Below are 25,028 nucleotides of genomic sequence, written 5' to 3' on the forward strand. Positions count from 1 at the left end.
GCGGGAAGAGGGGGTTCGCCATGGCCGATCACGCCATTCTGGCCGGCAAGCGCGTGCTGCTGGTCATCGCCGGCGGCATCGCCGCCTACAAGAGCCTGGAGCTGATCCGCCGCCTGCGCGAACGCGGCGTGACGGTGCGCGCGGTGCTGACCGAGGCCGGCGCCCGCTTCGTCACACCGTTGTCGGTACAGGCGCTGACCGAGGATACCGTCTACCGCGACCTGTGGTCGCTGACCGACGAGTCGGAGATGGGCCACATCCGCCTGTCGCGCGAGGCCGACCTGCTGGTGGTGGCGCCGGCCACCGCCAACCTGCTGGCGCGCATGGCCGCCGGCATGGCCGACGATCTCGCCGCCACCGTGCTGCTGGCCACCGACAAGCCGGTGCTGGTCGCCCCGGCGATGAATGTGCGCATGTGGCAGCATGCGGCGACCCAGGCCAACATGGCGCTGCTGGAAAGCCGCGGCGTGCGGCGCATCGGCCCGAACGACGGGGTGATGGCCTGCAACGAATACGGCCCCGGCCGCATGGCCGAGCCGATGGAGATCGTCGACGCCATCGCCGGCGTCTTCGCCGCGGAGTCCCACCGTCCGCTGGCCGGCCGCCGCGCCATCGTCACCAGCGGCCCGACGCACGAGCCGATCGACCCGGTGCGCTACATCGCCAACCGCTCGTCGGGCAAGCAGGGGCACGCCATCGCCGCGGCGCTGGCGGCGCTGGGGGCCGAGGTGACGCTGGTCAGCGGCCCGACCCGCCTGCCCGACCCCGCCGGCTGCCGCGTCGCTCACATCGAGACGGCGCGGGAGATGCTGGCGGCCTGCGAGGCGGCGCTGCCGGCCGACATCGCGGTCTGCGCCGCCGCGGTGGCGGACTGGCGCGTCGACGGCGCCGGTGACCGCAAGCTGAAGAAGGACGGCGGCGCTCCGCCGGCCCTGGCCCTGACCGAAAACCCCGACATCCTCGCCACCCTGTCCAGGCCCGGCGAGCGCCGCCCGGCGCTGGTGGTCGGCTTCGCGGCGGAGACCGGCGACGTGCTGGCCTATGCCACCGCCAAGCGCGCCCGCAAGGGCTGCGACTGGATCGTCGCCAACGACGTCTCCCCCGGCACCGGCACCTTCGGCGGTAGTGACAACACCGTCCACCTGATCCGCGCCGACGGCGTCGAGTCCTGGCCGACCATGCCCAAGGACGCCGTCGCCACCCGGCTGGCCGAGGCGGTGGCGGAGTATTTCACGGGGAAGTAGCGTCTACTTAGAGCCCCCACTCTGCGGTGCCCCCACCCTAACCCTCCCCCGCTCTCGGCGGACCAACGGTCCGCCTGCCGCGTCAGCACAAAGCAAAGCTTTGTGCGAGAGCTGGGCGGGGGAGGGGACAAGCGCTTGTACGGGAAAGCGGCGGCAGTCCCTCCCCCGCCCAGCGGGGGAGGTTAGGTGGGGGCAATCGTAAGCCTGAACGTCAACACCACAGGACCCACCCATGCCTCCCACCGTCGCCTTCCTCCGCCTGCCCGGCAACGACGACCTGCCGCTGCCCTCCTATGCCACCGAGGGAGCCGCCGGGTTCGACCTGCGCGCCGCGGTGCCGGCCGACGCTCCCGTCGTGCTGGCGCCCGGCAGGCGGGTGCTGGTGCCGACCGGTTTCGCCGTCGGGCTGCCGGCGGGGTGGGAGATGCAGATCCGGCCGCGCTCCGGATTGGCGGTGAAGAACGGCGTCACGGTGCTGAACACGCCGGGCACCGTCGATTGCGATTACCGCGGCCCGGTCGGCGTCTGCCTGATCAATCTGGGCGAGGAGCCCTTCACCATCGCTCGCGGCGATCGCATCGCCCAGGCGGTGATCGCCGAGGCGCCGCAGGCGGCGCTGGTCGAGGTCGCCTCGCTGGACGAGACCGCGCGCGGCGCGGGCGGCTTCGGCTCCACCGGCGTCGCCTGACTTCCCCCTCCCCCGCCCCGCTTTCTATGGCATGATCGGCAAGCCGATCGGGGCATGATCACCCAGCCGGTCGGGGTAGGAACGGCAGCGGGCGAGGGGGTGGGCATGCGGAGTCCCCGGCGGTTCCTGGGGCGGAGCGTGGCGTTCCGCATCCTGGCGGGGTTGACGGTCATCGGCGGATTGGCCGCGGCGACCAGCGTCGTCGCCGTCTCGCTGTTCTCCCGCTTCCACCAGGGATACGAGCAGATCGCCACCGCCAAGGTGCCGGGGCTGGTCGCCGCTGCCCAGCTGGTGCAGCAGAGCGGCGCCGTCGCCGCCATCGCCCCGGCCCTGGTCGCCGCGCCCGACCAGAACGCGCGCGACGCGGTGATGGCGCGCATGGACGGGCAGCTGGCGCGGCTGGAGGAGCTGACGGCCCGGCTGATCGCTCTTGGTAGCACCGGGGGCGGCCCCGGGGGAGGCGCGGTGCGCCATGCCGACCGGGCCGGGAACGGCCACGCCCAGAGCAGCAGGGCCGATCTGGGCGAGCTGGACCGCCGCAAGAACGAACTGGTCGGCACGCTGCTGACCCTGAACGCCCAGGTCCGGCAACAGCTGTCCCTCAGTGCCGAGACCGGCGCCCGCGCCCAGGCGTTGGCCGCCCTGACCGCCCGGCTGGCGGCGGCCGGCACGCGGGAGGCCGACGCATCCTGGCCGATGGAGCTGCGGGCCGGCTTGCCGGACGCGGAGGCGGCTGACCGCAGCCGCGCGGCGCTGGAGCGCTGGCGCAGCGAGCTGACTGGGGCGGCGACCACGCTGCTGGCGGCGCTAAGGTCCGACCGCGACGGCCAGCTCGACCGCTTCCGGGCCGACACCCGCACGGCGCTGGACAATGCCGCCGAGGCGCTGGCCCTGCTGCCGACCGAGCGGGCGGCGCGGCTGGAACCGCTGCAGCGCGAGGTGGCGGAGCAGGCATTCGGCCCGTCCCCCCTGTTCACTCTGCGCGAGGCGGAGCTGTCGCTGCAACGGGCGATCAAACGGTCGGCCGCGCGCAACCAAGCGGTTTCGGACCAGCTGGTCGGCATCGTGTCCGACTATTTCCTGGCGGTGGAGCAGGACGTCGCCCGCCGTTCCGGCGAGTTCGAGCGGGTGATCCGCGACGGCAAGCGGGCGGTGATCGCCATGGCGGTGCTGTCGATCCTGGGGGCCGCCGCCATCTTCGCCTACATCCACCGCAACGTGGTGGCGCGGCTGCGCCGGCTGCGAAGCGCGATGCAGGCGGTGGAGACGGCCGAGCCGGCAGGGATGTCGGGGTCGTTGCCCGATCTGGACCTGCCCGCCGTCACTCCGGCCGAAAGCAGGGCCGAAAGCAGGGATGAGATCGGCGAGATGGCCCGCGCGCTGGCCTATTTCGTCACGGCCATCCGCGCCCGCGAAAGCGCGTTGGCCGAGGGCGAGCGCCGGCTGCGCACCATCCTGGAGCAGAGCCCGGTCGGCGTCTCCATCCGCCGCGCCGACGGCACCGTCGCCTTCGCCAACGCCCGCGCCGCCGAACTGGCCGGCCGGCCGCTGGAGGAATTCGTCGGCAGCCGCCATGCGCCGGCCCTGCCCGCCGGGGCAATCGGTCAGGGCGGCCAGGGCGGCCGGGAGCCGGAGAGCGGCGGCGTGCTGGTGCGCGATGCCGAGGCGGCGGTGGTCCGTCCCGACGGCAGCCGGGTCTGGGCGCTGAAGACGCTCCAGCGCACCAGCTTCGAGGGCGAACCGGCGGTGCTGGCCTGGAGCTACGACATCACCGCGCGCAAGCAGGCGGAGGAGGCGCTGCGCGCCGCCAAGGAGCAGGCGGAGATCGCCGCCCGGTCGAAGGCGGAATTCCTGGCGACGATGAGCCACGAAATCCGGACGCCGATGAACGGCGTGCTGGGCATGCTGGAGCTGATGGCGCTGACCCCGCTGGACGAGGAGCAGCGCACGCTGGTCTCCACCATGCGGGACAGCGGGGCGGCGCTGCTGCGGATCATCGACGACATCCTGGACCTGTCGAAGATCGAGGCGGGGAAGCTGGAACTGGAGGATCTCGACCTGCGCCCGGCCGAGCTGGTGGAGGGAGTGGCCGACCTGCTGGCGCCGCAGGCCCACCAGAAGGGGCTGGCGCTGATCTGCGACATCGACCGCTCGGTGCCGGAGCGGCTGCGCGGCGACTCCGGCCGGCTGCGCCAGATCCTGTTCAACCTGACCGGCAACGCCATCAAGTTCACCGACCGCGGCCGGGTGGTGCTGCGCGTCCATGCGGCCGACACCACCCGATCCGATCCGGACCATGTCCGCCTGCATGTGGCGGTGGAGGACAGCGGCATCGGCATCGGGCCGGAGGGGCAGGCCCGGCTGTTCCAGCCCTTCAGCCAGGCCGACAGCTCCACCACCCGGCGCTTCGGCGGCACCGGGCTGGGTCTGGCGATCTGCACCCGGCTGGTCGAACGGATGGGCGGGCGGATCGGCGTCGAATCGGTGCCCGGCCGCGGGTCGACCTTCTGGTTCTCGGTGGACCTGCCGCGCGCGGTGGAGCCGGCGCCCACCCCATCGCCCGCTCCGGCGCCGCTGGACGGCCTGTCCGTTCTGGTCGTCGACGAGGACGAGGTGCAGCGCGCGGTGCTGGCCCGCTATCTGGAGCAGGGCGGCGCGACCGTGACGACCGCCGCCATGATGGCCGATGCCGCATCGAAGCTTGGGCGCGGCGGATTCGGGCTGCTGGTCACCACCACGGCGCTGGCCGGGCGGCTGGAGCCGCTGGCCGGCGCCCGCTGTCCCGGCCTGCCGCGGCTTTTGCTGGGCGACGGGCGGCAGGGAGCCTCCGGGGCGGGGCCGGCAGGCGGCGGTACGGTCGCCTCTCCCCACACGGTTTCGGGCCAGATGGCGGGACTGGTGCAGCCGGTCCACCGCACCGCCCTGATCCGTGCCGCCGCGATCCTGACCGGCCGCAGCGCACCCGACGCCGCCGGCCCCGCCGTGGAGGCCCCCTGTCTGCCCTCCTGTCTGCCGTCGCCGGTTCCTGCCGAATCGGGCCCGATCCTGGTGGCGGAAGACCACCCGACCAACCAGCAGGTCGTGCTGCGCCAACTGCGCCGCCTGGGCTATGCGGCGGAGCTGACGGCCGATGGCGAGCAGGCGCTGGAGGCATGGCGGCGTGGACGGCACCGGCTGGTCATCACCGACTGCCACATGCCGGCGATGGACGGCTATGAATTGGCCCGCCGCATCCGGGCGGAAGAGGATGACGGGCAGCGGGACGACGGACAGCGGCACACCCCCATCGTCGCCATGACCGCCAACGCCCTGTCCGGCGAGATGGAGCGCTGCCTTGCCGCCGGCATGGACGATTACCTCGCCAAGCCGGTGACGCTGGCCCAGCTCTCGCGTGTGCTCGCCCGCTGGCTCGACCCCCGCGCGGCTCCGGAGCTGCGGACGCCGAAGCCGCAGCCGACACCGATAGTGGAGGAGGAGGCGCTGCCGGTGCTCGACCTCGACCATGTGCGCGAGACCTTTGGATGCACGGGGGGCGGCGGCATGGGAGGGAGCGGGCTGGATGCCGGCACGCTCGACATGATGGACTTCTTCATCGAGACGACGCGGCCGACGCTGGAGCGGGTGCGGCAGGCCCTCGATGCCGGGGACATGGAGGAGGCGCGGGCCGCGGTCCATTCGGCGGCGGGTGCGGCGCGGACGGCGGGGGCGCGGGCGCTGGCCGCCGCCTGCAGCGCGCTGGAACGCGCCATCGTCGAGGCGCGCGCGTCGGATGTGGAGCGGCACGCCCGCGCGATGGCCGCCGCCTTCCCGAAGGTCGAAAAGGCGATTCACGACCTGCGTCACACGAATGAGACGGTGCCCAGCCCGGAAGAGACCATGGCGTAACCGGACGTGCCGGAGCGAAAACTACCTGGGCGGGAAGGAAACCTCGAAAAGGCGCAAAGCGGACGGGTGTTCGCTTGTCGGTGGGAGAGGGCTGAACTACTCTGCGCCTCTTGATTCATTTCGACAGATTCGACCGGGCCAGCGACAAGCCCGGCGGTCCCGGGGGTGAAAAGCGTGGTCGGTCTCGCTGGCTTCTTTTGGAACAAGGAATCCCGGCGCCAAGCCGATCACGCCGCAGCAGACCGTGACCGTTGGCGGGCCATGCTGGCCGCCGCGCCGCACCCCTGGTGCGTCTGGACGGACCAGGGCGACAGCGCGTTATCGGACGAAGCCGCGGCCCTTCTGGGCATTTCCAGTGCCGACGAGCTGAGCGGTTGCCTGACGGTGCCGGACCTCGGCCCCGCCCTCTCCCGCCTGCGCCGGGACGGCGAGCCCTTTCGCTGCGAGGCGGCGGCGCCCGACGGGCGGCGGCTGGTGCTGACCGGCCGGCGCGGACGGGCCGGCGATACCCATTGCGACGTGGTGTGGATCGAGGATGTGACCGTCGCCCGCGACGCCGCCAGCGATGCCACGCGGCGTCAGGAGCAGGCGACGGGAGCCGCGCGCTCCCGCCTTGCCGAACTGCAGGCGATGGCCGATGCGCTGCCGGTGCCGGTGTGGATGCGCGACCGCTCGCTGCGGCTGTCCTGGTGCAACCGCGCCTATGCCCGCGCCGTCGACGGCGATCCCGACATTGTGGTGACGGAGGGGCGGGAGCTGACCGCCGCCGGCCGCGCGCTGGCCGAACGGGCGCGCAGCGGCGGCTTCGCCCAGTCCGACCGCGCCCCCGTGGTGATCGGCACCGAGCGCCGCCTGCTGGAGGTGACGGAGGCGCCGCTGCCGCTGACCGACGGCGGCGGCACGCTGGTGGTCGGCTATGCCCTCGACCTCACCCCGCTGGAGGAGCTGCGCGGCGAGCTGGACCGCCACCTGACCGCCCATGCCGAGGTGCTGGAGCGGCTGGGCACCGCCATCGCCATATTCGGCCCCGACACCCGCCTGACCTTCTTCAACCAGGCCTATGCCCGGCTGTGGGAGCTGGACGAGGCGTGGCTGCGCACCGAACCGACCAACGCCGAACTGCTGGAGGAGCTGCGCGCCCGCCGACGCCTGCCGGAATATGCCGACTACCAGACCTTCAAGCGCGAGCGGCTGACCCGCTACACCCATCTGGTCGAGCCGGTGGAGGAGATGCTGCACCTGCCGGACGGCACCACGCTGCGCCATCTGGCGGCGCCGCATCCGCAGGGCGGGCTGATCACCATCCTGGAGGACGTGACCAACACGCTGGCGCTGGAATCCTCCTACAACACGCTGATGGCGGTACAGCAGGAGACGCTGGACAATCTGGCGGAAGGCATCGCCGTGTTCGGCGGCGACGGCCGGCTGAAGCTGTCCAACCCGGCCTTCGCCCGCATCTGGGATCTGGCCGACGGTGACCTGCACAGCGCACCGCACATCGCCGACGTGATCGAACGAATGCGCCCGCTGCTGGAGATGCCACCTGCGGACAAGGTTGCGGACAAGATCGCGGAAAAGGGTGCGGATCGGCCGGGCGAGGCCGCCACCTGGGAGGCGCTGAAGGAGGAGCTGATCGGCGCCACGCTGGAGCGCAGCGTCCGCTCCGGCCGGGTGGAGCGCAGCGACGGGTCGGTGGTGGAGTTCTCCACCCTGCCGCTGCCCGATGGGGCTGTGCTGAACAGCTATCTGGACGTGACCGACGGCGCCCGGCTGGAGACGGCGCTGCGCGCCTCCAACGCGGCGCTGGAGGCCGCCGACCAGTTGAAGAGCGAGTTCATCGCCAACGTCTCCCACCATCTGCGCACGCCGCTGAACGGCATCATCGGCTTCGCCGAGATGCTGGCGAACCAGTATTTCGGCGAACTGAACGACCGCCAGATGGAGTATGTCCGCAGCATGCTGACGGCCGGCCAGCGCCTGCTGGAGCTGATCGACGACGTGGTCGACCTGACCAGCCTGGGGGCCGGCGTCACCACGCTGGACCGCGGCGCGGTCAACCTGCCCGACCTGCTCGAGTCGGTGGCCGGCCTGACCCGCGACTGGGCGCGGCGCGAGGGGCTGCGGCTGGAAGTGGTGGCGCCGGAGGCGTTGGGCGAGATGGAGGGCGACGGCAAGCGGCTGAAGCAGGCGCTGTTCACCCTGGTGGTGGGCGCCATCCGCAACCCGCCGTCCGACCGCCGCATCCGCTTGGCCGGCGAACGGCTGAACGGCAGCATCACCCTGTCGGTCAGCGGCGCCGCCGCGCCCGACGCCGACCCGCAGGGGGCGGCGGCGCTGGGCGTGTCGCTGGCCCGCAACGTGGTGGAACTGCATGGCGGCCGGCTGGAGCTGGACGAGACCGGCGCCGCCGGGGTCTACCGCAGCGCCCATGTCCGCTGCATCATGCCGGTGCGGGCCCCGGTGAACGGGGTGAAGGCGGAGTAAGATACTTCCCTCTCCCGGGACGGGAGAGGGCATTTCACTCACGCGGCGCCCGGCACGCCCTTCGAGGTCGAGTATTCGAAGTGCAGCGCCTCGCCGGGATAGACCAGCGGGCGGATGGCGTGAGCAGCCTGCGCCGCTTCGGCGAAGCCGCAGAGGATCAGCTTCAGCTTGCCGGGATACGTCGCGATGTCGCCGATGGCGAAGACGCCCGGAACGTTGGTGGCGCAACCGGGCTGCGCCACCGCGATGTGGCTGCGCTCCAGATCCAGACCCCAGTCGGCGATGGGACCGAGATTCATCGACAGTCCGAAGAAGGCGAGCAGCGCGTCGGCCGGCAGCGCCTTTTCCTCGCCGTCCAGCGTGGCGACGCGCACGGCGCTCAGCTGGCCGTTCTCGCCGTCCAGGCCGGACAGCTGGTAGGGCACCACCTTCTCGACCCGCCCCTCGCGCACCAACGCTTCCATGCGGGCGACGCTTTCGGGCGCGGCGCGGAACTTCGGCCGGCGGTGGACGACATAGACGCGCTCCGCCACGTCGGCCAGCGAGATGGCCCAATCGACGGCGCTGTCGCCGCCGCCGGCGATCACCACCTTCTTGCCGGCGAAGTCCTGGCGGCGGCGCACCATGTAGGAGACCGACTTGCCCTCATACGCCTCCAGCCCGTCGAGCGGCGGGCGGTTGGGGCCGAAGGCGCCGCTGCCGGCGGCGATGATGACCGCCTGGGTGTCGATCTTGGTGCCGATGCTGGTCTCCACCAGCCAGCGCCCGCTGTCCTGGCGGGTCAGCTTCTCCACCTGCTGGCCCAGGTGATAGGTGGGCGAGAAGGGGGCGGCCTGCTCCGCCAGCCGGTCGATCAGGTCGGCCGCCTCGATGGAGGGATGGGCCGGAATGTCGTAGATCGGCTTTTCCGGGTAGAGCGCCGTGCACTGGCCGCCTACCATGTCCAGCGCGTCCACCACATGGCAGCGCATCTTCAGCATGCCGCATTCGAACACGGCGAACAGCCCGACGGGGCCGGCGCCGACGATGACGACATCGGTGGTGAGGACATCGTGGCTGGAGGCGGTCTGCGACATGAAAGCCAATTCCTTGAGACGGGGTGCCGGGTGGAGGATGATGCGGAATGGTCGGCGAACGGTCCTTCCATTGTCCGCATTTCCCGGCCGGGTCAACCCCCCGCAAGGGGAAAGCGGTGCTGTGTCGCGTGCGAGGCAGAACGACGGACCGTCGAAGCCGAGCAACAATTTCGCATAAATTCGCTTAAATTTGTCGATTGCACGCGGCGGTGGCGAAGCGGAAAGTGAAGGTCGGCGGCGGATGACCGGGCTTTCTTTGCCTGGAGGCCGGTCGGGTGGAGGCCCGGAATGAAGGAACTTCGGTGTCTGGTCTTCACCGACCAGGAGGTGGTGCGGGCGGTGCTGGACCGCCGGCGGCGGGTGAAGGACACACTGCCGGTCGGCACCGTGTCCAAGATCGTCTATCACCGCAACGAGGGGCCGGAGCAGGAGGGCATCGAAACCCGCCTGAGCATCACCGACGACGACGGTGCGGTGACCGAGCTGGTGCTGGCCGAAACCGAGGTGACGGCGGCGCTGGTCGGCTATTGCATGGGCCGGCGCATCCCCCTGCCGGTGGCGTCCGACAAGATGCTGCACCTGATCAACGGCGCGCTGACGCTGATGATCACCATGAACTTCAACAAGGCGCCGCGGCTGGTGGTGGCCGGCGCGGCAGAAGGCGCCGGATCGGGAGCGGCCGACCGGCTGTCGCCCAAGCGGCGGATCGGCCGGTAAGGATCGGCCGGTAGGCCTGCCGCCGACCCACCCCTCTTTCCGGCTTGCGGGCGGGCGGCGGCTTCGCACAGTATCCGCGCCATGTCGGACACTCCCCACCATACCGTCACCCTTCCGCTGCCGGACGAGACCGCCACCGCGGCGCTGGGCCGCCGGCTGGGCGCGATGCTGCGGCCGGGCGACCTCGTGGCCCTGCGCGGCGACCTCGGCGCCGGCAAGTCGGCGCTGTCGCGGGCATTGATCCGCAGCGTCACCCATGAGGACGCCGAGGTGCCGTCCCCCACCTTCACCCTGGTGCAGACCTACGACACCGCCATCGGCCCGGTCTGGCATTTCGACCTCTACCGCCTGTCGGGGCCGGACGAGGTGTATGAGCTGGGCTGGGACGACGCGCGGGCCGAGGCTGTGGCGCTGGTGGAATGGCCGGACCGGCTGGGTCCGCTGCTGCCGCCCGACCGGATCGAGGTGACGATGGAGCATGACGGCCCCGACGCCCGCCGCGCCACGCTGACCGGCCATGGCGCGCTGGCGGCGCGGGTGGCCGCCGCCGACTGGACGCTGTGATGCCCCCTGTAATGTCCGTCGTCTCTTCTGCGCGGGAAGCGGAGATCGTTGTCTTCCTCGCCGCCAACGGCCTGTCCGGCGCGGCGCGGGAGCCGCTGGCCGGCGATGCCTCCGCCCGCCGCTACGAACGCCTCCGCAAGGCGGATGGCGAAACCCTGATCCTGGTCGACACGCCCGCCCCCGCCGACGACCTCGTGCCCTTCATCGCCATCGGCGCCGAACTGGCGGCCATCGGGCTGTCGGTTCCCGCCGTGCTTGCGGCGGATGTGGAGCGGGGACTGGCGATCCAGGATGATTTCGGAAGCGAAACATTCTCCCGCCTGCTGGCCGACGGCGCCGATCCGCAGCCGCTCTACGAGATGGCGACCGACGCGCTGATCACCATCCACCGCGGCTGGCCGGAGGGAGCGGCGCAGCGGCTGGCCCTGCCCGTCTACGATCCGGCGCTGTTCATCGCACAGACCCGCCTGTTCATCGACGCCTATGTGCCGGTGGCGCTGGGGCGGCCCCTGAGCGATGCGGATCGTTCGGCCTTCGAAACGGCTTGGCGGACGGTGCTGGAGCCGGTCTGCGCCGGTGCACCGTCGCTTCTGCTGCGCGACTATCACGTCGACAACCTGATGCGGCTGGATCGGCCGGGGGGGAAGGCCGCCGGGCTGATCGACTTCCAGAGCGCCGGCTGGGGACCACGGGCCTACGACCTCGTCTCCCTGCTGGAGGATGCGCGGCGCGACGTGGCGCCCGATCTGGCCGAGGCGATGGTCGCGCGCTATCTCGCCGCCTGCCCCGATACCGATGCCGCCGCCTTCCGCCGTGCCATGGCGGTGCTGGGGGCGGCCCGCCACACGCGGATCGTCGCCATCTTCGTCCGTCTGGCGCTGAGCCAGGGGCGGCGATCCTACCTTGTCCATCTGCCGCGGGTCTGGCGCCTGCTGGAGGCCCAGTTGGCGAAGCCGGAGCTGGCGCCGGTCGCCGCCTGGTTCGACCGCCATCTGCCGCCCGACACCCGTGCCGCCTTCGTCGTACCGGAGACGATCTGAGATGACCGTGACCATTCCCCAGACAGCGATGGTTCTGGCCGCCGGCCAGGGCCTGCGCATGCGCCCGCTGACCAACGACCGCCCGAAGCCGCTGATCCCGGTGCTGGGCAAGTCGATGCTGGACCATGCGCTGGACCGGCTGGCCACGGCCGGCGTCGGCCGCGCGGTGGTCAACAGCCACTATCTCGGCGCGATGATCGGCGAGCATCTGAAGGACCGCACCACCCCCGCCATCACCCTGTCGCCGGAGGACACGCTGCTGGAGACCGGCGGCGGGGTGAAGAAGGCCCTGTCCCATCTCGGCACCGCGCCGGTCTATACGGTGAATGCCGACATCTTCTGGCTGGACGGGCCGGTGCCCGCTCTGCGCCGCCTCGCCGCGCACTGGAACCCGGCGGAGATGGACGCGCTGCTCCTGCTGATGGCGACGACCAAGTCGGTCGGCTATGACGGGCTCGGCGACTATCACATGGACCCGCTGGGCGGCCTGACCCGTCGCGGCGAGCGCGAGCTGGCGCCCTTCGTCTATGCCGGGGTGCAGATCGTCAAGCCGGAGCTGTTCGCGGCCGACACGCCGGACGGCGCCTTCTCCACCAACCTGATCTGGGACCGCGCGCAGGCGGCGGGGCGGCTGTTCGGCCTTGCCCATGACGGGCTGTGGTTCCACATCGGCACGCCCGCCGGACTTCGGGAAGCGGAGGATCTGCTGGCCATCGGCGGCGTGCGGGCGGTGGCGCATTGAGGGAGTAGAATAAGGTACAATCGATGGGGAGTTTTGCCCCCACCTTGATCCTCCCCCGCTGGGCGGGGGAGGAGACTGCCGCCACTCTCCCGCCCAAGCACTTACCCCCTCCCCCGCGAGAGCGGGGGAGGGTTGGGGTGGGGGCAAGCGATACACGGACCTTTCATGCTTCCCGATAGCTCCACCCCCAAAGTCTACAGCATCCCCGCGGGTGCGCCCTTCGTCGACATGCTGGCGGCGGGGATCATGGAGCGGGTGGGCGGCGACCCGATGGCGCTGGCCGGGGTCACCGTGCTGCTGCCGACGCGGCGCGCCTGCCGGGCGCTGCAGGCGGCCTTCCTGCGGCGGTCGGGCGGACAGCCGACCCTGCTGCCGCGGATGGCGCCGCTGGGCGAACTGGATGCCGGCGACCTCAGCCTGACCGAGGAGGAACTGCCCGACGTCCCGCTCGATTTGCCGGAAGCGATCTCGCCTTTGAACCGGCAGATGACGCTGGCGCGGCTGATCCTGGGCGCCGACGGGCTGTCGGCGACCACGGCGCAGGCGGTGCGGCTGGGCGCCGATCTGGGCCGGCTGATCGACGCGGTGTGGACCGAGCGCGCCGGCTTCGAGAAGCTCGAGTCGCTGGTGCCGGAGGATTATGCCGAGCATTGGCAGGTCACCCTGAAATTCCTGCGCATCATCACCGAGGTCTGGCCCGCCATCCTCGAGTCGACCGGCGAGACCGACCCGGCCAAACGCCGCAATCTGGCGCTGGAGACGCAGGCCGCGCTCTGGCAGGCCGCCCCGCCGCCGGGCATGGTGATCGCCGCCGGCTCCACCGGCTCCATCGCCGCGACGACGGAACTGCTGGCGGTCATCGCCCGGCTGCCGCAGGGGGCGGTGGTGCTGCCGGGCCTCGACACCGGCGCCGACGACGTCATCTGGGACGCCATCGCGGAAGACGAATCCCATCCGCAGCACGGCTTGTCGCAACTGATCCATCTGCTGGGCGTCACCCGCGCCGAGGTGCAGCCCTGGACCGACGCGACCGAGCCGCGCGGCGCCCGCGCCCGCCTGATCGCCGAAGCGATGCGCCCGGCGGCGACCACCGAGGGATGGCGCGAGCTGTCCGGGGTGGATGCTTCCGCGCTGGACGGGCTGACCCGTATCGACGCCGCGACCTCGGAGGAGGAGGCCCAGGTCATCGCGCTGCTGATGCGCCATGCCCTGGAAACGCCGACGAAGACCGCCGCCCTCATCACCCCCGACCGCAACCTGGGCCGCCGCGTCGCCATGGCGCTGGCGCGCTGGGACATCCTGGTCAACGACTCGGGCGGCCAGCCGCTCGCCCACACCGCGGTCGGCACCTATCTGCGGCTGACGGCGGAACTGGTGGCGAGCCGCGTTCATCCGCTGGCCCTGCTGGCGCTGGCCAAGCATCCGATGGCGGCAGGCGGCCGCGACTCGGCGGATTTCCGCGCCGCCGCCCGCGCGCTGGAACGCATCGTGCTGCGTGGCCCCCGCCCGGCGGAGGGCTTCGACGGCGTGCTGGCGGCGCTGGAGCAGGCCGACCGCTTCGACCATGAGGAACAGCAGGAGTTCCTGCGCACATGGCTGGTCGACATTGGCCAGCGCGCCGCCCCGTTCCTGGAGGCGCTGACCACCGACACCCCGCTGGCCGACCTCGTCCGCGCCCATGTCGCCTTTTGCGAATCGCTGGCCGCCGACGATGAGTTGACCGGGGCGGAGCGGCTGTGGCGCCAGGACGACGGCGAGGAGGCGGCGCGCTTCGTCCACGACCTGCTGGACGCGGCGGAAGGCTTTCCGGCGATCCCGGCCAAGGATTACCCGGCGCTGCTCGATGCGCTGATGAGCGCGCGGGCGGTGCGTCCGCGCTACGGCCTGCATCCGCGCCTGTTCATCCTGGGTCCGATGGAGGCGCGTCTCCAGCATCTCGACCTGACCATCCTGGGCGGGCTGAACGAGGGGACATGGCCACCGGCGGCATCCGCCGATCCGTGGATGTCGCGGCCGATGCGGCGCGATTTCGGTCTGCCCAGCCCGGAACGGCTGGTCGGCATGTCGGCTCACGACTTCGCCCACGCCTGCGGCGCGCCGGAGGTGGTGCTGACCCGCGCCGCGCGGGTGGAGGGCACGCCGACCGTGCCGTCGCGCTGGCTCCTGCGGCTGGAAACCGTGCTGAAGGCGCTGGGGCTGGACGGCGCCATTGAGGACCGTGGCGCCTGCTGGCTCGGCTGGGCACGCGGGCTGGACGAGCCGGAGCGGGTGCAGCCGGTGGCGGCGCCCGAGCCGCGCCCGCCGCTGACCGCCCGGCCGCGCAAGCTGTCGGTGACCGAGATCGAGACCTGGATGCGCGACCCCTACGCCATCTATGCCCGGCACGCCCTGCGGCTGCGGGCGCTCGATCCCATCGCCGCCGATCCGGGGGCGTCGGACCGCGGCCAGATCATCCACGACACGCTCGACGCCTTCGTCCGCGAGTATCCCGGCCCGCTGCCCCATGACGCGCTCGACCGGCTGATCGCGCTGGGGCGGGAGCGCTTCGGGCCGCTGCTGCGCAGCCATCCCGACGTCTGGGCCTTCTGGTGGCCGCGCTTCGAGCGGGTGGCCGGCTGGTTCGTCGATCTGGAGCGCGAGCGCCGTCCCCGCCTGCGTCCGCTGGCGACCGAGGTGCCGGGCCGGCTGGAGCTGTCCGGCCCCGGCGGCCCCTTCACCCTGACCGCCAAGGCCGACCGCGTCGACCGTGGCCCCGACGGGCTGGTGGTGATCGACTACAAGACTGGCACCCCGCCGAGCACGCGGGAGATCGAGCTTGGCTTCGCCCCGCAGCTGCCGCTGGAGGCCGCCATCGCGGCAACCGGCGGGTTCAGCGGGGTGGACAAGGGCGAGGTGGCGGAGCTGACCTTCTGGCGCCTGTCCGGCGGCGACCCGGCCGGCGAGGAAAAGCCTGTGAAGGGCGACCCGGCTGTATTGGGCGAAGAAGCGCGGGCCGGGCTGGAGGCGCTGATCGCGCAGTTCGACGACCCCAACACCCCCTACCGCTCCCGCCCGCGCCCGGCGATGGCGCCGCGCTACACCGACTATGCGCATCTCGCCCGCGTCCAGGAATGGTCGTCGGGCGGCGGAGAGGGAGAGTGAGGCAGGGTGGTGTTGGCGTGAAACCTCCCTCTCCCGCCCCGGGAGAGGGAGGGGACCCGCGCTGCAGGCGTGGGGAGGGTGAGGGGTGGCCCAAAAGGCGAGAACCGCATGGCTCCTTGCCTCACCCCTCACCCTTCCCATGGCGATGCCATGGGCCCCTTCCCTCTCCCGGGACGGGAGAGGGAGTGAGAAGCGCTGGCCACTTCTTCACCAATTGGATCATAGACATTTCCGACGGCGATCCGATCTTGGCAGGCGTCGCATTATTTCGATGAGGAAGCCCAATGACCGAGACCAAGCGTGATCTGGGAAGTGATTTGGCGAAGATCGATAGGCACGTCATCCAGCTTTCTGAATACGACGAAATACCAGAAATCACCGGCGAAATGTTTGCCCGCGGCACCGTGATGAAAGGCGGCAACCCTGCCCTTTCGGCGCCCGACCCAACCACCTGATCTTTCGCCCTTGCCCTGCCCCCGGCATCTGGACCAGCATCCGGCCCTGCCCCGGCACCGGAAGCATCACCCATGACCATGACCGACCTGCCCCCCCGTACCCTGCCGCTCGATCCCAACGTGGCGCAGCGGCGGGCGTCCGATCCGACGGCGTCGGTGTGGGTCGGCGCGTCCGCCGGCTCGGGCAAGACCAAGGTGCTGACCGACCGGGTGCTGCGGCTGATGCTGTCCGGCACGCCGCCGGCGCGCATCCTCTGCCTGACCTTCACCAAGGCCGCGGCGGCGGAGATGGCGATCCGCATCAACCGGACGCTCGGCCTGTGGGCCACCCTGCCCGACGAGGCGCTGGAGGACCGGCTGGCCGACCTGTGCGGCGAGCGCCCGTCGATGGAGGCGCGGCTGAACGCGCGCCGCCTGTTCGCCCAGGTGGTGGACTGCCCCGGCGGCATGAAGATCCAGACCATCCACGCCTTCTGCCAGTCGCTGCTGCGCCGCTTCCCGCTGGAAGCCGAACTGGCGCCGCATTTCGACGTCATGGACGACCGCACCGCCGACGGGCTGCTGACCGAGGCGCGCGACGCCGTGCTGCATGCCGGCCGCACCGAACCGGACAGCCCGCTCGGCCGCGCCATGGGCCGGCTGACCGGCGACCTGAACGCCGAGGATTTCGCCGGGCTGCTGGCGGAGCTGGCGAGCCAGCGCGGGCAGGTGGAACGGCTGCTCAAGGACTTCCACGGGCTGGATGGGCTGATCGACGCCATCCACGACAGGTTGGGGGTGCCCCCCGGCGTGACCGAGGAGTCGATCCTGACCCACGCCTGCCACGACGACCAGTGCGACCCGCCGGCCCTGCGCGAGGCCTGCCGGGCGCTGTCGGGCGGCAGCGCCGGCGACCAGGAGCGCGGCATCGCCATCCAGCACTGGCTCGACGCCGCCGACCGCCGGGTGCGCGCCTTCGAGGCCTACAAGCGCCTGTTCCTGACCACCGAGGGCAGCCCGCGCAAGACGCTGATGACCAAGAAGCCGGCCACCGCCTACCCGCAGGCGCTCTTGTCCCTGCAGAAGGAGGCGGAGCGGCTGGTGGAGATTTCGGAGCGGGTGAAGGCCGCCGGGGTCGCCGCCTCGACCACCGCGCTGCTGACGCTGGCGCAGGCGATGCTGGACGCCTATCGCGACCGCAAGGCGGCGCGCGCGCTGCTGGATTACGACGACCTGATCCTGGCGGCCAACCGGCTGCTGAGCGGCGGCGACGGCATGGCACCGCGGGTGCCCTGGGTGCTGTACAAGCTGGACGGCGGCCTGGACCATATCCTGATCGACGAGGCGCAGGACACCAACCCCGACCAGTGGTCCATCGTCGCGTCGCTGGCCGGCGAGTTCTTCGCCGAACTGGAGGCCGCCGCCCCCGACGGCAAGATCCGCACCGTCTTCGCGGTGGGCGACGAGAAGCAGTCGATCTTCAGCTTCCAGCGCGCGGATCCGGCCGAATTCGCCCGCATGCGCCGCCATTTCCAGGACAAGGCGGAATCGGCCGAGCGGCTGTGGGCCGGGGTCGATCTCGACATCTCCTTCCGCTCGACCGCCGCGGTGCTGGAAACGGTGGATGCCGTCTTCGCCATCGACCGCGCCCGCGACGGCGTGGCGTCCGACGCCAGCCCGGTCATCCGCCACCGCGCCTTCCGCCGCGGGCAGGCCGGTTTGGTCGAGCTGTGGCCGCCGGTGAAGCCGGCCGAGGCCATCGAGGCGCCGGCCTGGGCGCCGCCGGTGGCGCGCGAGTCCGCCGATTCGCCGTCGGCCCGCCTCGCCTCGGTCATCGCGGCGACGGTGCATCGCTGGATCGACAGCGGCGAGACGCTGGAGGCCAAGGGACGGCCGGTGCAGCCCGGCGACGTCATGGTGCTGGTCCGCCGCCGCACCGCCTTCGTCACCGAGCTGGTGCGCGCGCTGAAGGACCGCGGCGTGCCGGTGGCCGGCGTCGACCGCATGGTGCTGACCGAACAGCTGGCGGTGATGGATCTGGTGGCGCTGGCCGATTTCCTGCTGCTGCCCGACGACGATCTGACGCTCGCCACCGTGCTGAAGGGGCCGCTGATCGGGCTGACGGAGGAGGAGCTGTTCCGCGTCGCCCACGGCCGGCGCGGTACGCTGTGGCGCTCGCTGGTGGCCCTGGCGGAGACCGAGCCGGAGTTCCGCCCGGCCCGGCGCTATCTGGGCGATCTGCTGGCCCGCACCGACTTCTCGGCACCGTACGAGCTGTTCGCCGGTCTGCTGAACCGGCCCTGCCCGGCCGACGACCGCTCGGGACGGCGCGCGATCCTCAAGCGGCTAGGCCCCGACGCCCAGGATCCGCTGGAGGAGTTCCTGGCCGTCTGCCTCGCCTTCGAGAAGACCGAGCCGCCGTCCCTGCAGAATTTCCTGGCTTGGCTGGCGGCCAGCGACGCGGAGATCAAGCGCGAGCTGGAACAGGGCGGCGGCACCGTGCGGATCATGACCGTCCACGGCTCCAAAGGGTTGCAGGCTCCGATCGTCTTCCTCCCCGACACGCTGGGCAGCCCGACCCAGAGCCCACCGATCCTGTGGCCGGACGACGACTGCCCGGTCCCGCTGTTCGCCGCCCGGCGGTCCCAGGAGGACGCGCTATGCGCCGAGGCGCGGGCGCGGGCCAACCGGCGGCGCGACCAGGAATACCGCCGGCTGCTCTATGTCGCGCTGACACGGGCGGAGGACCGGCTCTACATCTGCGGCCATCAGGGCAAGCGCGAGCCGTCCGACGATTGCTGGTACCGGCTGGTCGAGGAGGCGATGCGCGAGAACGGCGTGCCGCACGACTTCGACTTCACCGGCCTCTGCCCCGACGGCTGGGCCGGTGATGGCTGGCGGCTGATCGGCCCCCAGACCGCCGCGGTGCCCCGCCATGTCGAGACGGAGGAAAGCGCATCGGCCGAGCCGCCGCCGCCCTGGATCGCCGAACCGGCGCCGGGCGAGCCGGAACCGTCGCGGCCGCTGACTCCGTCCCGGCCGGACGGCGAGGAACCGGCGGTGCGCTCCCCGCTCGGCAACGACGACGGCCAGCGCTTCCGCCGCGGCCTGCTGGTCCACCGGCTGTTGCAGACCCTGCCCAATCTGGCCGGGGAGGCGCGGGATGCCGCCTGCCGCCGCTTCCTGGCCCGGCCGGCGCACAAGCTGACGCCGGAGCAGCAGGACGCCATCGCGCGCGAGACGCTGGCGGTGCTGAGCCATGCGGAGTTCGCGCATCTGTTCGGCCCGGACTCGCGGGCGGAGGTGCCGCTGGTCGGCGTGGTGGCGCTGGGCGACGGCAGCCGGGCGCTGGCCGGCCGCATCGACCGGCTGGCGCTGACCGGCGATACGGTGTGGATCGTCGACTATAAGACCAACCGGCCGCCGCCACGGGATCTGGAAGACGTGCCAATGGTTTACCGGCGCCAGATGGCGGCCTACCGCGAGGCGTTGCGCGCCGTTTACCCAGGCCGCCGGGTGCGTTGCGTGCTGTTGTGGACCGACGGCCCCTACACCATGGAGTTGCCGCCCTCGGTGCTGGACGCGGCGGCGGCCGGATTGGCACCAAGGGTGGGATGAGGAGCGGCCGGCGGGTCCCCCGAAAGATGGGGTGACTTGACCGGCCGGGCGCCTCCGCCCTACATTTTGCTCAATTCCACTGACGGGGCGATGGCCGCCGGCCTTCCACAACCGGTCCGCGGCGCTTCCGAATCCAGGCAAGAGGTCACATGAGCACCACCATCAAGGTTACCGACGACAGCTTCGAGCAGGACGTCCTGAAGGCCACCGGCCCGGTCCTGGTCGATTTCTGGGCGGAATGGTGCGGCCCCTGCAAGATGATCGCCCCGGCGCTCGACGAGCTGGCCGGCGAGTATGACGGCAAGGTCACCGTCGCCAAGCTGAACATCGACGAGAACCCGGACACCCCGACCAAGTACGGCGTGCGCGGCATCCCGACGCTGATGCTGTTCAAGGGCGGCAGCGTCGCCGCCACGAAGATCGGCGCCCTGCCCAAGGGTGCGCTGTTCCAGTGGGTCGACTCGGCGCTGTAAGCGGTCCGACAGGTCCGGATACAGGTCCAGCTCAAGGAAAAGCCCCGCCCGCGGTCACCGCGGCGGGGCTTTTTCGTTTGTCCGGTCAGGTGCCGAGGAATTCCAGAAGCTCCCGCGCCAGCTCTTCGGGCGCCTCCTCCGCCATGTGGTGGCCGCAATCCAGGCCGCGCCCGCGCAGGTCCGGCGCCCAGGGCCGCCAGACCGCCAGAACGTCGCCGTAAAGTTCCTCCAGATCGTCCCGCAACGACCATAAGGCCAGCACCGGACAGCTCAGCCGCCGGCCGGCCGCGCGATCGGCCGCATCATGGTCGCGGTCGATGCCCAGCCCGGCGCGGTAATCCTCCAGCATGCCATGCACGGTGGCCGGATCATGGATGGCCGCGCGGAAATCACGGTAGGCCTCCTCCCCCATCGCCTCCGCCGAACCGCCGTACCAGGCGTCGGGATCGGCCAGGATGGCGCGTTCCGGCTTGTCCGGCTGGGCGAAGAAGAACCAGTGCCACCATGCCTGGGCGAAGCGGGCATCGCACCGCTCCAGGGCTTCCAGGATCGGCACGCCGTCGAGCAGGGCGAGGCGGGTGACGGCGGCCGGATGATCCATCGCCAGACGGAACGCGGTGTAGGAGCCACGGTCGTGGCCGACGACGGCGAAGCGCTCGAAACCGAGGTGCCGCATTAGGGCGAGGCAATCCAGCGCCTTGGCCCGTTTGGAGGAGTTGGCATGGTCGGGCCGGTCCGCCGGCTTCGACGACCGGCCGAACCCCCGCAGGTCGGGGCAGACCACGCTGTGGGAGGCCGCCAGCAGCGGCGCGACCCGGTGCCAGGTCGCATGGGTACGCGGATGGCCGTGGAGCAGCAGGACCGGACTCCCCTGCCCGCCATGACGGACCCGCAGGGTCGCGTCCGGCAGTTCGACGGTCTCCAGCGTGAATCCTTCGAACATCGTGCCCTCCCCGGCTTTGCCTGGGAGAACCGCGGCATGGGCGGCGGGGTTCCTCCCGCAGGCTCGGTCAGGACGGTGGCAAGGCCGGACGGCAAAACGGGCCGCCGGAAGGTCTCCGACAGCCCGTGCCTGCATCGGATAAGCCTTGAGGCCACCCGTCGTTCAGCGGACGCCCCTTACCAGGGAGACTTCATATCAGGGAGACTTTGGCTTTCCCGTATCCTTACCTGCGTCCTTGCCTTTGCCCCCGGCAAGCTCCGCCGTGCGGGCGAGGTTGTCGGCGGCGGCGCGGCCCCATTCGCTGTCGGGGGAGACGCGGCGGGTCAGTGACCAGTCGTCGCGCGCCGCCGGCAGGTTGCCGCCCAGCGCCTTGACGTTGCCGCGCAGCAGGATCGCCTCCGGATCGCCGGGTTTCAGTTCCAGCGCATGGTCGATGTCGGACAGCGCCTGCCGGTAGTTGGACAGCGCCTTATTGGCGGTCGCGCGGTAGAGATAGGCGTCCGCCCGGCGGGGATCGCGGGCCAGCGCGGCGTCGAGGTCGGTGATGGCGTCCCAGAAGCGTTCACCCTCGGCGCGGGCGAAGGCGCGGTCAATCAGCAGGTCGACGTCGCCGGGCGTCTTGTCGAGCGCCGCGCTGTAGAGCCGCTCCGCCTTCCCCTGGTCGCCAGCACGCAGCCATGCCCAGCCGGCCCGGCCGAGCAGCGAGGCGGCGGCCCTGGGGTCGTCCTTGCCCAGCGTCGGCACCAGCGCTTCCATCTGGGTTCCGGCCGCCTTGAACTCGCCGGCATGGAACTGCGCCAGCGCGTAGCAGAGCTTGGCGAAGTCGCCGCCGCCCTGCTCCTGCCAGCGCTTGGCGTCGGCCTTGGCGCCGTCGGGATTGGCCTCCGCCTTGGCGGCGCAGGCCTGAAGCTCGCGGTTGCGGTCGAGGCCGGAGGACGGCCCAGAGGACGGCCCGGCGGAGGCCGCCTGCGCGGCCGGCGAGGGAGCCAGCAGGACGGCGAGAAGCCCCAGGGCGAGGGCGGCGGAAAGGTAAAGATTGCGTCGGGTCATGGTGCCTTTACACTCCGCCATCGCCGGGCAGGGTGCAAGCCCCCCACACCAATTCGGTGGCCGAGCCCGGCGTTACACCGTTCACCGCCCCAACCGGAACGCCCGTGATGACCGATCCCCGCCTGTTCGTCTTCGGCCCCGGCTATACCGCCCGCGTCTTCGCCGACCGGCTGCGCGCCGAGGGATGGCGCATCGCCGCTACCTGCCGCAGCGAGGAGAAGAAGGCGGAGTTGGAGGCCCACGGCATCGAGCCTTTCCTGTTCGACCGCGGCCGGCCGCTGGCCGATGCCAAGGCGGCGCTGGCCGGCACCACCCATCTGCTGGTCAGCATCCCGCCCGACGGCAAGGGCGACCCGGTGCTGGACCAGCATGCCCGCGATCTGGCCGACCTGCGCACGCTGGACTGGGCCGGCTACCTGTCCACCACCGGCGTCTATGGCGACACCGGCGGCGAGTGGGTCAGCGAGGCGTCCTGGCTGAAGCCGACCGGCGAGCGGCAGAAGCGGCGGGTGGAGGCGGAGCGCGGCTGGCTGAACCTGTACCGCCAGTATGGCGTGCCGATGCATCTGTTCCGGCTGGCCGGAATCTACGGCCCCGGCCGCAGCGCCATCGATTCCGTGCGCGACGGCATCGCCAAGCGGGTGGACAAGCCGGGTCAGGTCTTCTGTCGCATTCATGTCGACGACATCGCCAACACGCTGCGCGCGTCGATGGCGCGGCCGACGCTGGGCGCCATCTACAACGTCGCCGACGATCTGCCCAGCCCGTCGCACGAGGTGGTGGAATATGCCTGCCGCCTGCTGGGAGTGGAGCCGCCGCCGCTGGTGCCCTTCGATCAGGCGGAAATGTCGCCGATGGCCGCCAGCTTCTACGCCGATTGCCGTCGGGTGAAGAACGACCGCATCAAGCGCCAGCTTGGCGTCACCCTGACCTATCCCGACTACCGCGCCGGGTTGGAGGCGCAGCTGGCGGCCGGGCTTTAGTCGAAGACTCGGGAAAAAGGTAAACCTGAGATTACAAAGCAATTGCCCGTCATATTCCGATAATCATAAAACTCGGCCGAAGACACGCATGGAAATAGCAAAGGTTATTTAATAATCTCCCGGGATCATGAGCGTCCAGGCGACGACGATCCTGCGAGGTGTTGGGCGCATGAGCAGCACGCCGACGGTCACGACCTCCCTCCCCTCCGCCGGTCTTCCGGCGGCCAGGGACATGGCGGCCAGGGACATGATGGATGCCACCGCCTTCCGCCGCCAGATGGACGAGGTCGTCGCCCGCATCCCCATGCACGCCATCCGATCCGTGCTGGACGCGGTTGAAGGGGCCCCCAGCCCGAACGGCGAGCGGGCACGTCATCTGCGCGACGCGCTGGTCGACCATTTCAACCGGCTGCGGCCGATGAAGGCACGGCGGCTGTTCACCAGCCTGTTCGAACCCTTCCTGGTCGACGACCCGATCCTCTACCGCTCGCCTGAGTCGGTGCCGGCGCTGATCCAGCGGGTGGACATGGGCGGCATCTGGGCGGCGCTGACCCGTTATGCCTTTCCCGGCCTTGCGGCGGAGGTGCAGAGCCGGCTGGACGCGATGGCGCGCGAGGCGATGCTGGACGCCGTGCTGGCCAGCCCCGACGCCATGGTGATGCGCGAACTGATGCGTAAAGAGGCGCTGGACTTCCTCTACACCATGGTCGGCGACCGCAAGCTGACCGACCGCTTCCTGGCGCTGGCGAATGAGGAGGCGCACCACGACGCCCGGCTGCGCACCCAGTATCTCGGCCGCAAGGCGCCGATCGACGGCGACCTGCTGGGCTTCGTCCGCGCCCTGCTGGAGCACAACGAGGTGCTGGTGCCGCTGACCGAGCGGATGCGCCGCGACATTGAGGAGATGCAGGGCGCCGGCGATCCCCGGTCCGCCGAGGTCGATTGCCAGTCGGCGCTGATGGTCGGCTTCGTCCGCCGGGTGCGCGATCTCGGCCTGCCCTTCCGCGACCAGTCGCAGGTGCTGGCCTGGTTCGCCCCGCTCTACGGGCTGAACTTCAAGCGCCGCTACGACGTGTTCCTGCGCCATGTGCGCGAGCATGTCGGTTCGGGCGGCCCGGCGGTGCGCGAGTCGCACCCGCTGCTGCGCGCCCTGCTCTGCCACTTCAACGCCGCCTGCACCACCATCCGCGAGGTGGTGGACGGCATGTTCGGCGACATGGACATCCAGGACGGCGGGGTTCTGTCCGCCCCCGCCCCGACCCGCGCCCTGCTGCACGAAGCGGTGGAGCGCTTCGACCGGGCGCTGACGGCGCTGTCCGGCACCGGCTTCCTCGCCAGCCGCTCCACCGGCCCGGCGCTGCGGGCGGAGCTGGCGGCGGTCAGCCGCGAATTGACCGGCACGGTGATGCCGGCGCTGGCCGCCCGGCTGCAGGCGGCGATGAACGCCCGCCATGCCCCGGTGCCCGACCATGAGGACATCGTCTGGCTGCTGGAACTGGTCTGGCGCTGGGGCCGCTATCTCGGCAATGCCGGCTACGCCAACCCGGAGCTGAAGTCGCTGCGCCTCTATGCGGTGGAGACCGGCCGCCTCGCCTTCATCCAGGCAATGAAGGCCGAACCGCAGGAGAAGCCCGCCCACCGCATGGCGCACATGCTGCGCATCCGCCGGCTGATGGCGGCGATGGGCGAGACGGTGGACGGCTGGATCAGCCCGGTCAGCCAGGGCCTGCACCGGGTCGTCTTCCGCTATCTTGAGGATGTCGGGGAGATCGCCGACGACGAATGGGCGGTGATCGACGCCTTCGTCGCCAGCGTCCGCAGCGAACTGAGCCGGTCGCGCAACTGGCAGAGCGCGGATTTCGTCGACATCCTGCGGCTGCATGAGGGCAGGCGGCGGGGGGAGGGCTGACTCCCTCTCGGCCGAAGGCCTTGGCCGCAACAATTTG

At 71.2% G+C, this 25,028-nt stretch carries 17 protein-coding genes; 14 read left to right on the forward strand and 3 right to left on the reverse strand.

What is annotated here, in order from left to right:
- Positions 1 to 20 precede the first annotated feature (20 nt).
- The 4 genes from coaBC (at position 21) to TSH20_RS02590 (ending at position 8,301) form a co-directional block, all read left to right on the forward strand.
- The gene (gene coaBC / locus TSH20_RS02575; protein WP_109073253.1) at positions 21 to 1,244 is read left to right on the forward strand and encodes a bifunctional phosphopantothenoylcysteine decarboxylase/phosphopantothenate--cysteine ligase CoaBC; all 1,224 of its coding nucleotides are present in this window, start codon (positions 21 to 23) and stop codon (positions 1,242 to 1,244) included.
- A 232-nt stretch (positions 1,245 to 1,476) separates the two neighbouring features.
- Positions 1,477 to 1,932 (forward strand): dUTP diphosphatase, encoded by a 456-nt coding sequence (gene dut, locus TSH20_RS02580; RefSeq protein ID WP_109073254.1) that lies wholly within the window; start codon positions 1,477 to 1,479, stop codon positions 1,930 to 1,932.
- Between the two features lie 138 nt (positions 1,933 to 2,070).
- The gene (locus TSH20_RS36095; RefSeq protein WP_282183562.1) at positions 2,071 to 5,817 is read left to right on the forward strand and encodes a PAS domain-containing hybrid sensor histidine kinase/response regulator; all 3,747 of its coding nucleotides are present in this window, start codon (positions 2,071 to 2,073) and stop codon (positions 5,815 to 5,817) included.
- A 261-nt stretch (positions 5,818 to 6,078) separates the two neighbouring features.
- On the forward strand, positions 6,079 to 8,301 hold the full coding sequence (locus tag TSH20_RS02590) for a PAS domain-containing sensor histidine kinase (RefSeq protein WP_247871084.1): 2,223 nt from the start codon (positions 6,079 to 6,081) through the stop codon (positions 8,299 to 8,301).
- Positions 8,302 to 8,339: 38 nt separating this feature from the next.
- Here TSH20_RS02590 and TSH20_RS02595 read toward each other — a convergent pair whose 3' ends face one another.
- Entirely contained in the window at positions 8,340 to 9,377 is a 1,038-nt protein-coding gene (locus TSH20_RS02595) for an NAD(P)/FAD-dependent oxidoreductase (RefSeq protein WP_109073257.1), read from the reverse strand.
- 288 nt (positions 9,378 to 9,665) lie between these two features.
- Between TSH20_RS02595 and TSH20_RS02600 the strand changes: the two genes are divergently transcribed.
- The 8 genes from TSH20_RS02600 to trxA all read left to right on the forward strand — a co-directional run bounded on the left by TSH20_RS02600 (position 9,666) and on the right by trxA (position 20,106).
- The gene (locus tag TSH20_RS02600) at positions 9,666 to 10,094 is read left to right on the forward strand and encodes a hypothetical protein (RefSeq protein WP_109073258.1); all 429 of its coding nucleotides are present in this window, start codon (positions 9,666 to 9,668) and stop codon (positions 10,092 to 10,094) included.
- Between the two features lie 81 nt (positions 10,095 to 10,175).
- On the forward strand, positions 10,176 to 10,658 hold the full coding sequence (tsaE, locus tag TSH20_RS02605) for a tRNA (adenosine(37)-N6)-threonylcarbamoyltransferase complex ATPase subunit type 1 TsaE (protein WP_109073259.1): 483 nt from the start codon (positions 10,176 to 10,178) through the stop codon (positions 10,656 to 10,658).
- A gap of 11 nt (positions 10,659 to 10,669) precedes the next feature.
- Positions 10,670 to 11,698 (forward strand): phosphotransferase, encoded by a 1,029-nt coding sequence (locus tag TSH20_RS02610; RefSeq protein ID WP_109073260.1) that lies wholly within the window; start codon positions 10,670 to 10,672, stop codon positions 11,696 to 11,698.
- A gap of 1 nt (position 11,699) precedes the next feature.
- Entirely contained in the window at positions 11,700 to 12,440 is a 741-nt protein-coding gene (locus TSH20_RS02615; RefSeq protein ID WP_109073261.1) for a nucleotidyltransferase family protein, read from the forward strand.
- Positions 12,441 to 12,605: 165 nt separating this feature from the next.
- The gene (addB, locus tag TSH20_RS02620; RefSeq protein ID WP_109073262.1) at positions 12,606 to 15,581 is read left to right on the forward strand and encodes a double-strand break repair protein AddB; all 2,976 of its coding nucleotides are present in this window, start codon (positions 12,606 to 12,608) and stop codon (positions 15,579 to 15,581) included.
- Positions 15,582 to 15,865: 284 nt separating this feature from the next.
- Positions 15,866 to 16,036: a hypothetical protein gene (locus tag TSH20_RS34850; RefSeq protein WP_158281940.1), complete on the forward strand. Its 171-nt coding sequence runs from the start codon at positions 15,866 to 15,868 to the stop codon at positions 16,034 to 16,036.
- Positions 16,037 to 16,108: 72 nt separating this feature from the next.
- Positions 16,109 to 19,633: a double-strand break repair helicase AddA gene (gene addA / locus TSH20_RS02625; RefSeq protein ID WP_109073263.1), complete on the forward strand. Its 3,525-nt coding sequence runs from the start codon at positions 16,109 to 16,111 to the stop codon at positions 19,631 to 19,633.
- Positions 19,634 to 19,782: 149 nt separating this feature from the next.
- Positions 19,783 to 20,106, forward strand: coding sequence for a thioredoxin TrxA (gene trxA, locus TSH20_RS02630; protein ID WP_085087204.1), 324 nt, complete (start codon positions 19,783 to 19,785; stop codon positions 20,104 to 20,106).
- 85 nt (positions 20,107 to 20,191) lie between these two features.
- On the opposite strand, the gene TSH20_RS02635 is transcribed toward trxA, so the two are convergent.
- Positions 20,192 to 21,049 carry an alpha/beta hydrolase gene (locus TSH20_RS02635; protein WP_109073264.1) on the reverse strand — a complete coding sequence of 286 codons (858 nt, stop codon included), beginning with the start codon at positions 21,047 to 21,049 and terminating at the stop codon, positions 20,192 to 20,194.
- Between the two features lie 195 nt (positions 21,050 to 21,244).
- Complete coding sequence (locus TSH20_RS02640) at positions 21,245 to 22,099, reverse strand: hypothetical protein (RefSeq protein ID WP_109073265.1); 855 nt, start codon at positions 22,097 to 22,099, stop codon at positions 21,245 to 21,247.
- Between the two features lie 107 nt (positions 22,100 to 22,206).
- Between TSH20_RS02640 and TSH20_RS02645 the strand changes: the two genes are divergently transcribed.
- Complete coding sequence (locus TSH20_RS02645) at positions 22,207 to 23,082, forward strand: SDR family oxidoreductase (protein ID WP_109073266.1); 876 nt, start codon at positions 22,207 to 22,209, stop codon at positions 23,080 to 23,082.
- A gap of 169 nt (positions 23,083 to 23,251) precedes the next feature.
- Positions 23,252 to 24,991: a hypothetical protein gene (locus tag TSH20_RS02650; RefSeq protein WP_109073267.1), complete on the forward strand. Its 1,740-nt coding sequence runs from the start codon at positions 23,252 to 23,254 to the stop codon at positions 24,989 to 24,991.
- Positions 24,992 to 25,028: the final 37 nt, after the last annotated feature.

Source organism: Azospirillum sp. TSH20 (genome assembly GCF_003115935.1).
GTDB lineage: Bacteria > Pseudomonadota > Alphaproteobacteria > Azospirillales > Azospirillaceae > Azospirillum.

What these genes read in the sequence shown, in the direction of transcription:
- addB (WP_109073262.1), top strand. Translation starts at nt 12,606, where the DNA reads ATGCTTCCCGATAGCTCCACCCCCAAAGTCTACAGCATCCCCGCGGGT.
- TSH20_RS02600 (WP_109073258.1), top strand. Translation starts at nt 9,666, where the DNA reads ATGAAGGAACTTCGGTGTCTGGTCTTCACCGACCAGGAGGTGGTGCGG.
- trxA (WP_085087204.1), top strand. Translation starts at nt 19,783, where the DNA reads ATGAGCACCACCATCAAGGTTACCGACGACAGCTTCGAGCAGGACGTC.
- tsaE (WP_109073259.1), top strand. Translation starts at nt 10,176, where the DNA reads ATGTCGGACACTCCCCACCATACCGTCACCCTTCCGCTGCCGGACGAG.
- TSH20_RS02640 (WP_109073265.1), bottom strand. Translation starts at nt 22,099, where the DNA reads ATGACCCGACGCAATCTTTACCTTTCCGCCGCCCTCGCCCTGGGGCTT.
- TSH20_RS02645 (WP_109073266.1), top strand. Translation starts at nt 22,207, where the DNA reads ATGACCGATCCCCGCCTGTTCGTCTTCGGCCCCGGCTATACCGCCCGC.
- TSH20_RS02650 (WP_109073267.1), top strand. Translation starts at nt 23,252, where the DNA reads ATGAGCAGCACGCCGACGGTCACGACCTCCCTCCCCTCCGCCGGTCTT.
- TSH20_RS02590 (WP_247871084.1), top strand. Translation starts at nt 6,079, where the DNA reads ATGCTGGCCGCCGCGCCGCACCCCTGGTGCGTCTGGACGGACCAGGGC.
- TSH20_RS02635 (WP_109073264.1), bottom strand. Translation starts at nt 21,049, where the DNA reads ATGTTCGAAGGATTCACGCTGGAGACCGTCGAACTGCCGGACGCGACC.
- TSH20_RS02615 (WP_109073261.1), top strand. Translation starts at nt 11,700, where the DNA reads ATGACCGTGACCATTCCCCAGACAGCGATGGTTCTGGCCGCCGGCCAG.
- addA (WP_109073263.1), top strand. Translation starts at nt 16,109, where the DNA reads ATGACCATGACCGACCTGCCCCCCCGTACCCTGCCGCTCGATCCCAAC.
- coaBC (WP_109073253.1), top strand. Translation starts at nt 21, where the DNA reads ATGGCCGATCACGCCATTCTGGCCGGCAAGCGCGTGCTGCTGGTCATC.
- TSH20_RS02595 (WP_109073257.1), bottom strand. Translation starts at nt 9,377, where the DNA reads ATGTCGCAGACCGCCTCCAGCCACGATGTCCTCACCACCGATGTCGTC.
- TSH20_RS34850 (WP_158281940.1), top strand. Translation starts at nt 15,866, where the DNA reads ATGACCGAGACCAAGCGTGATCTGGGAAGTGATTTGGCGAAGATCGAT.
- TSH20_RS02610 (WP_109073260.1), top strand. Translation starts at nt 10,670, where the DNA reads ATGTCCGTCGTCTCTTCTGCGCGGGAAGCGGAGATCGTTGTCTTCCTC.
- dut (WP_109073254.1), top strand. Translation starts at nt 1,477, where the DNA reads ATGCCTCCCACCGTCGCCTTCCTCCGCCTGCCCGGCAACGACGACCTG.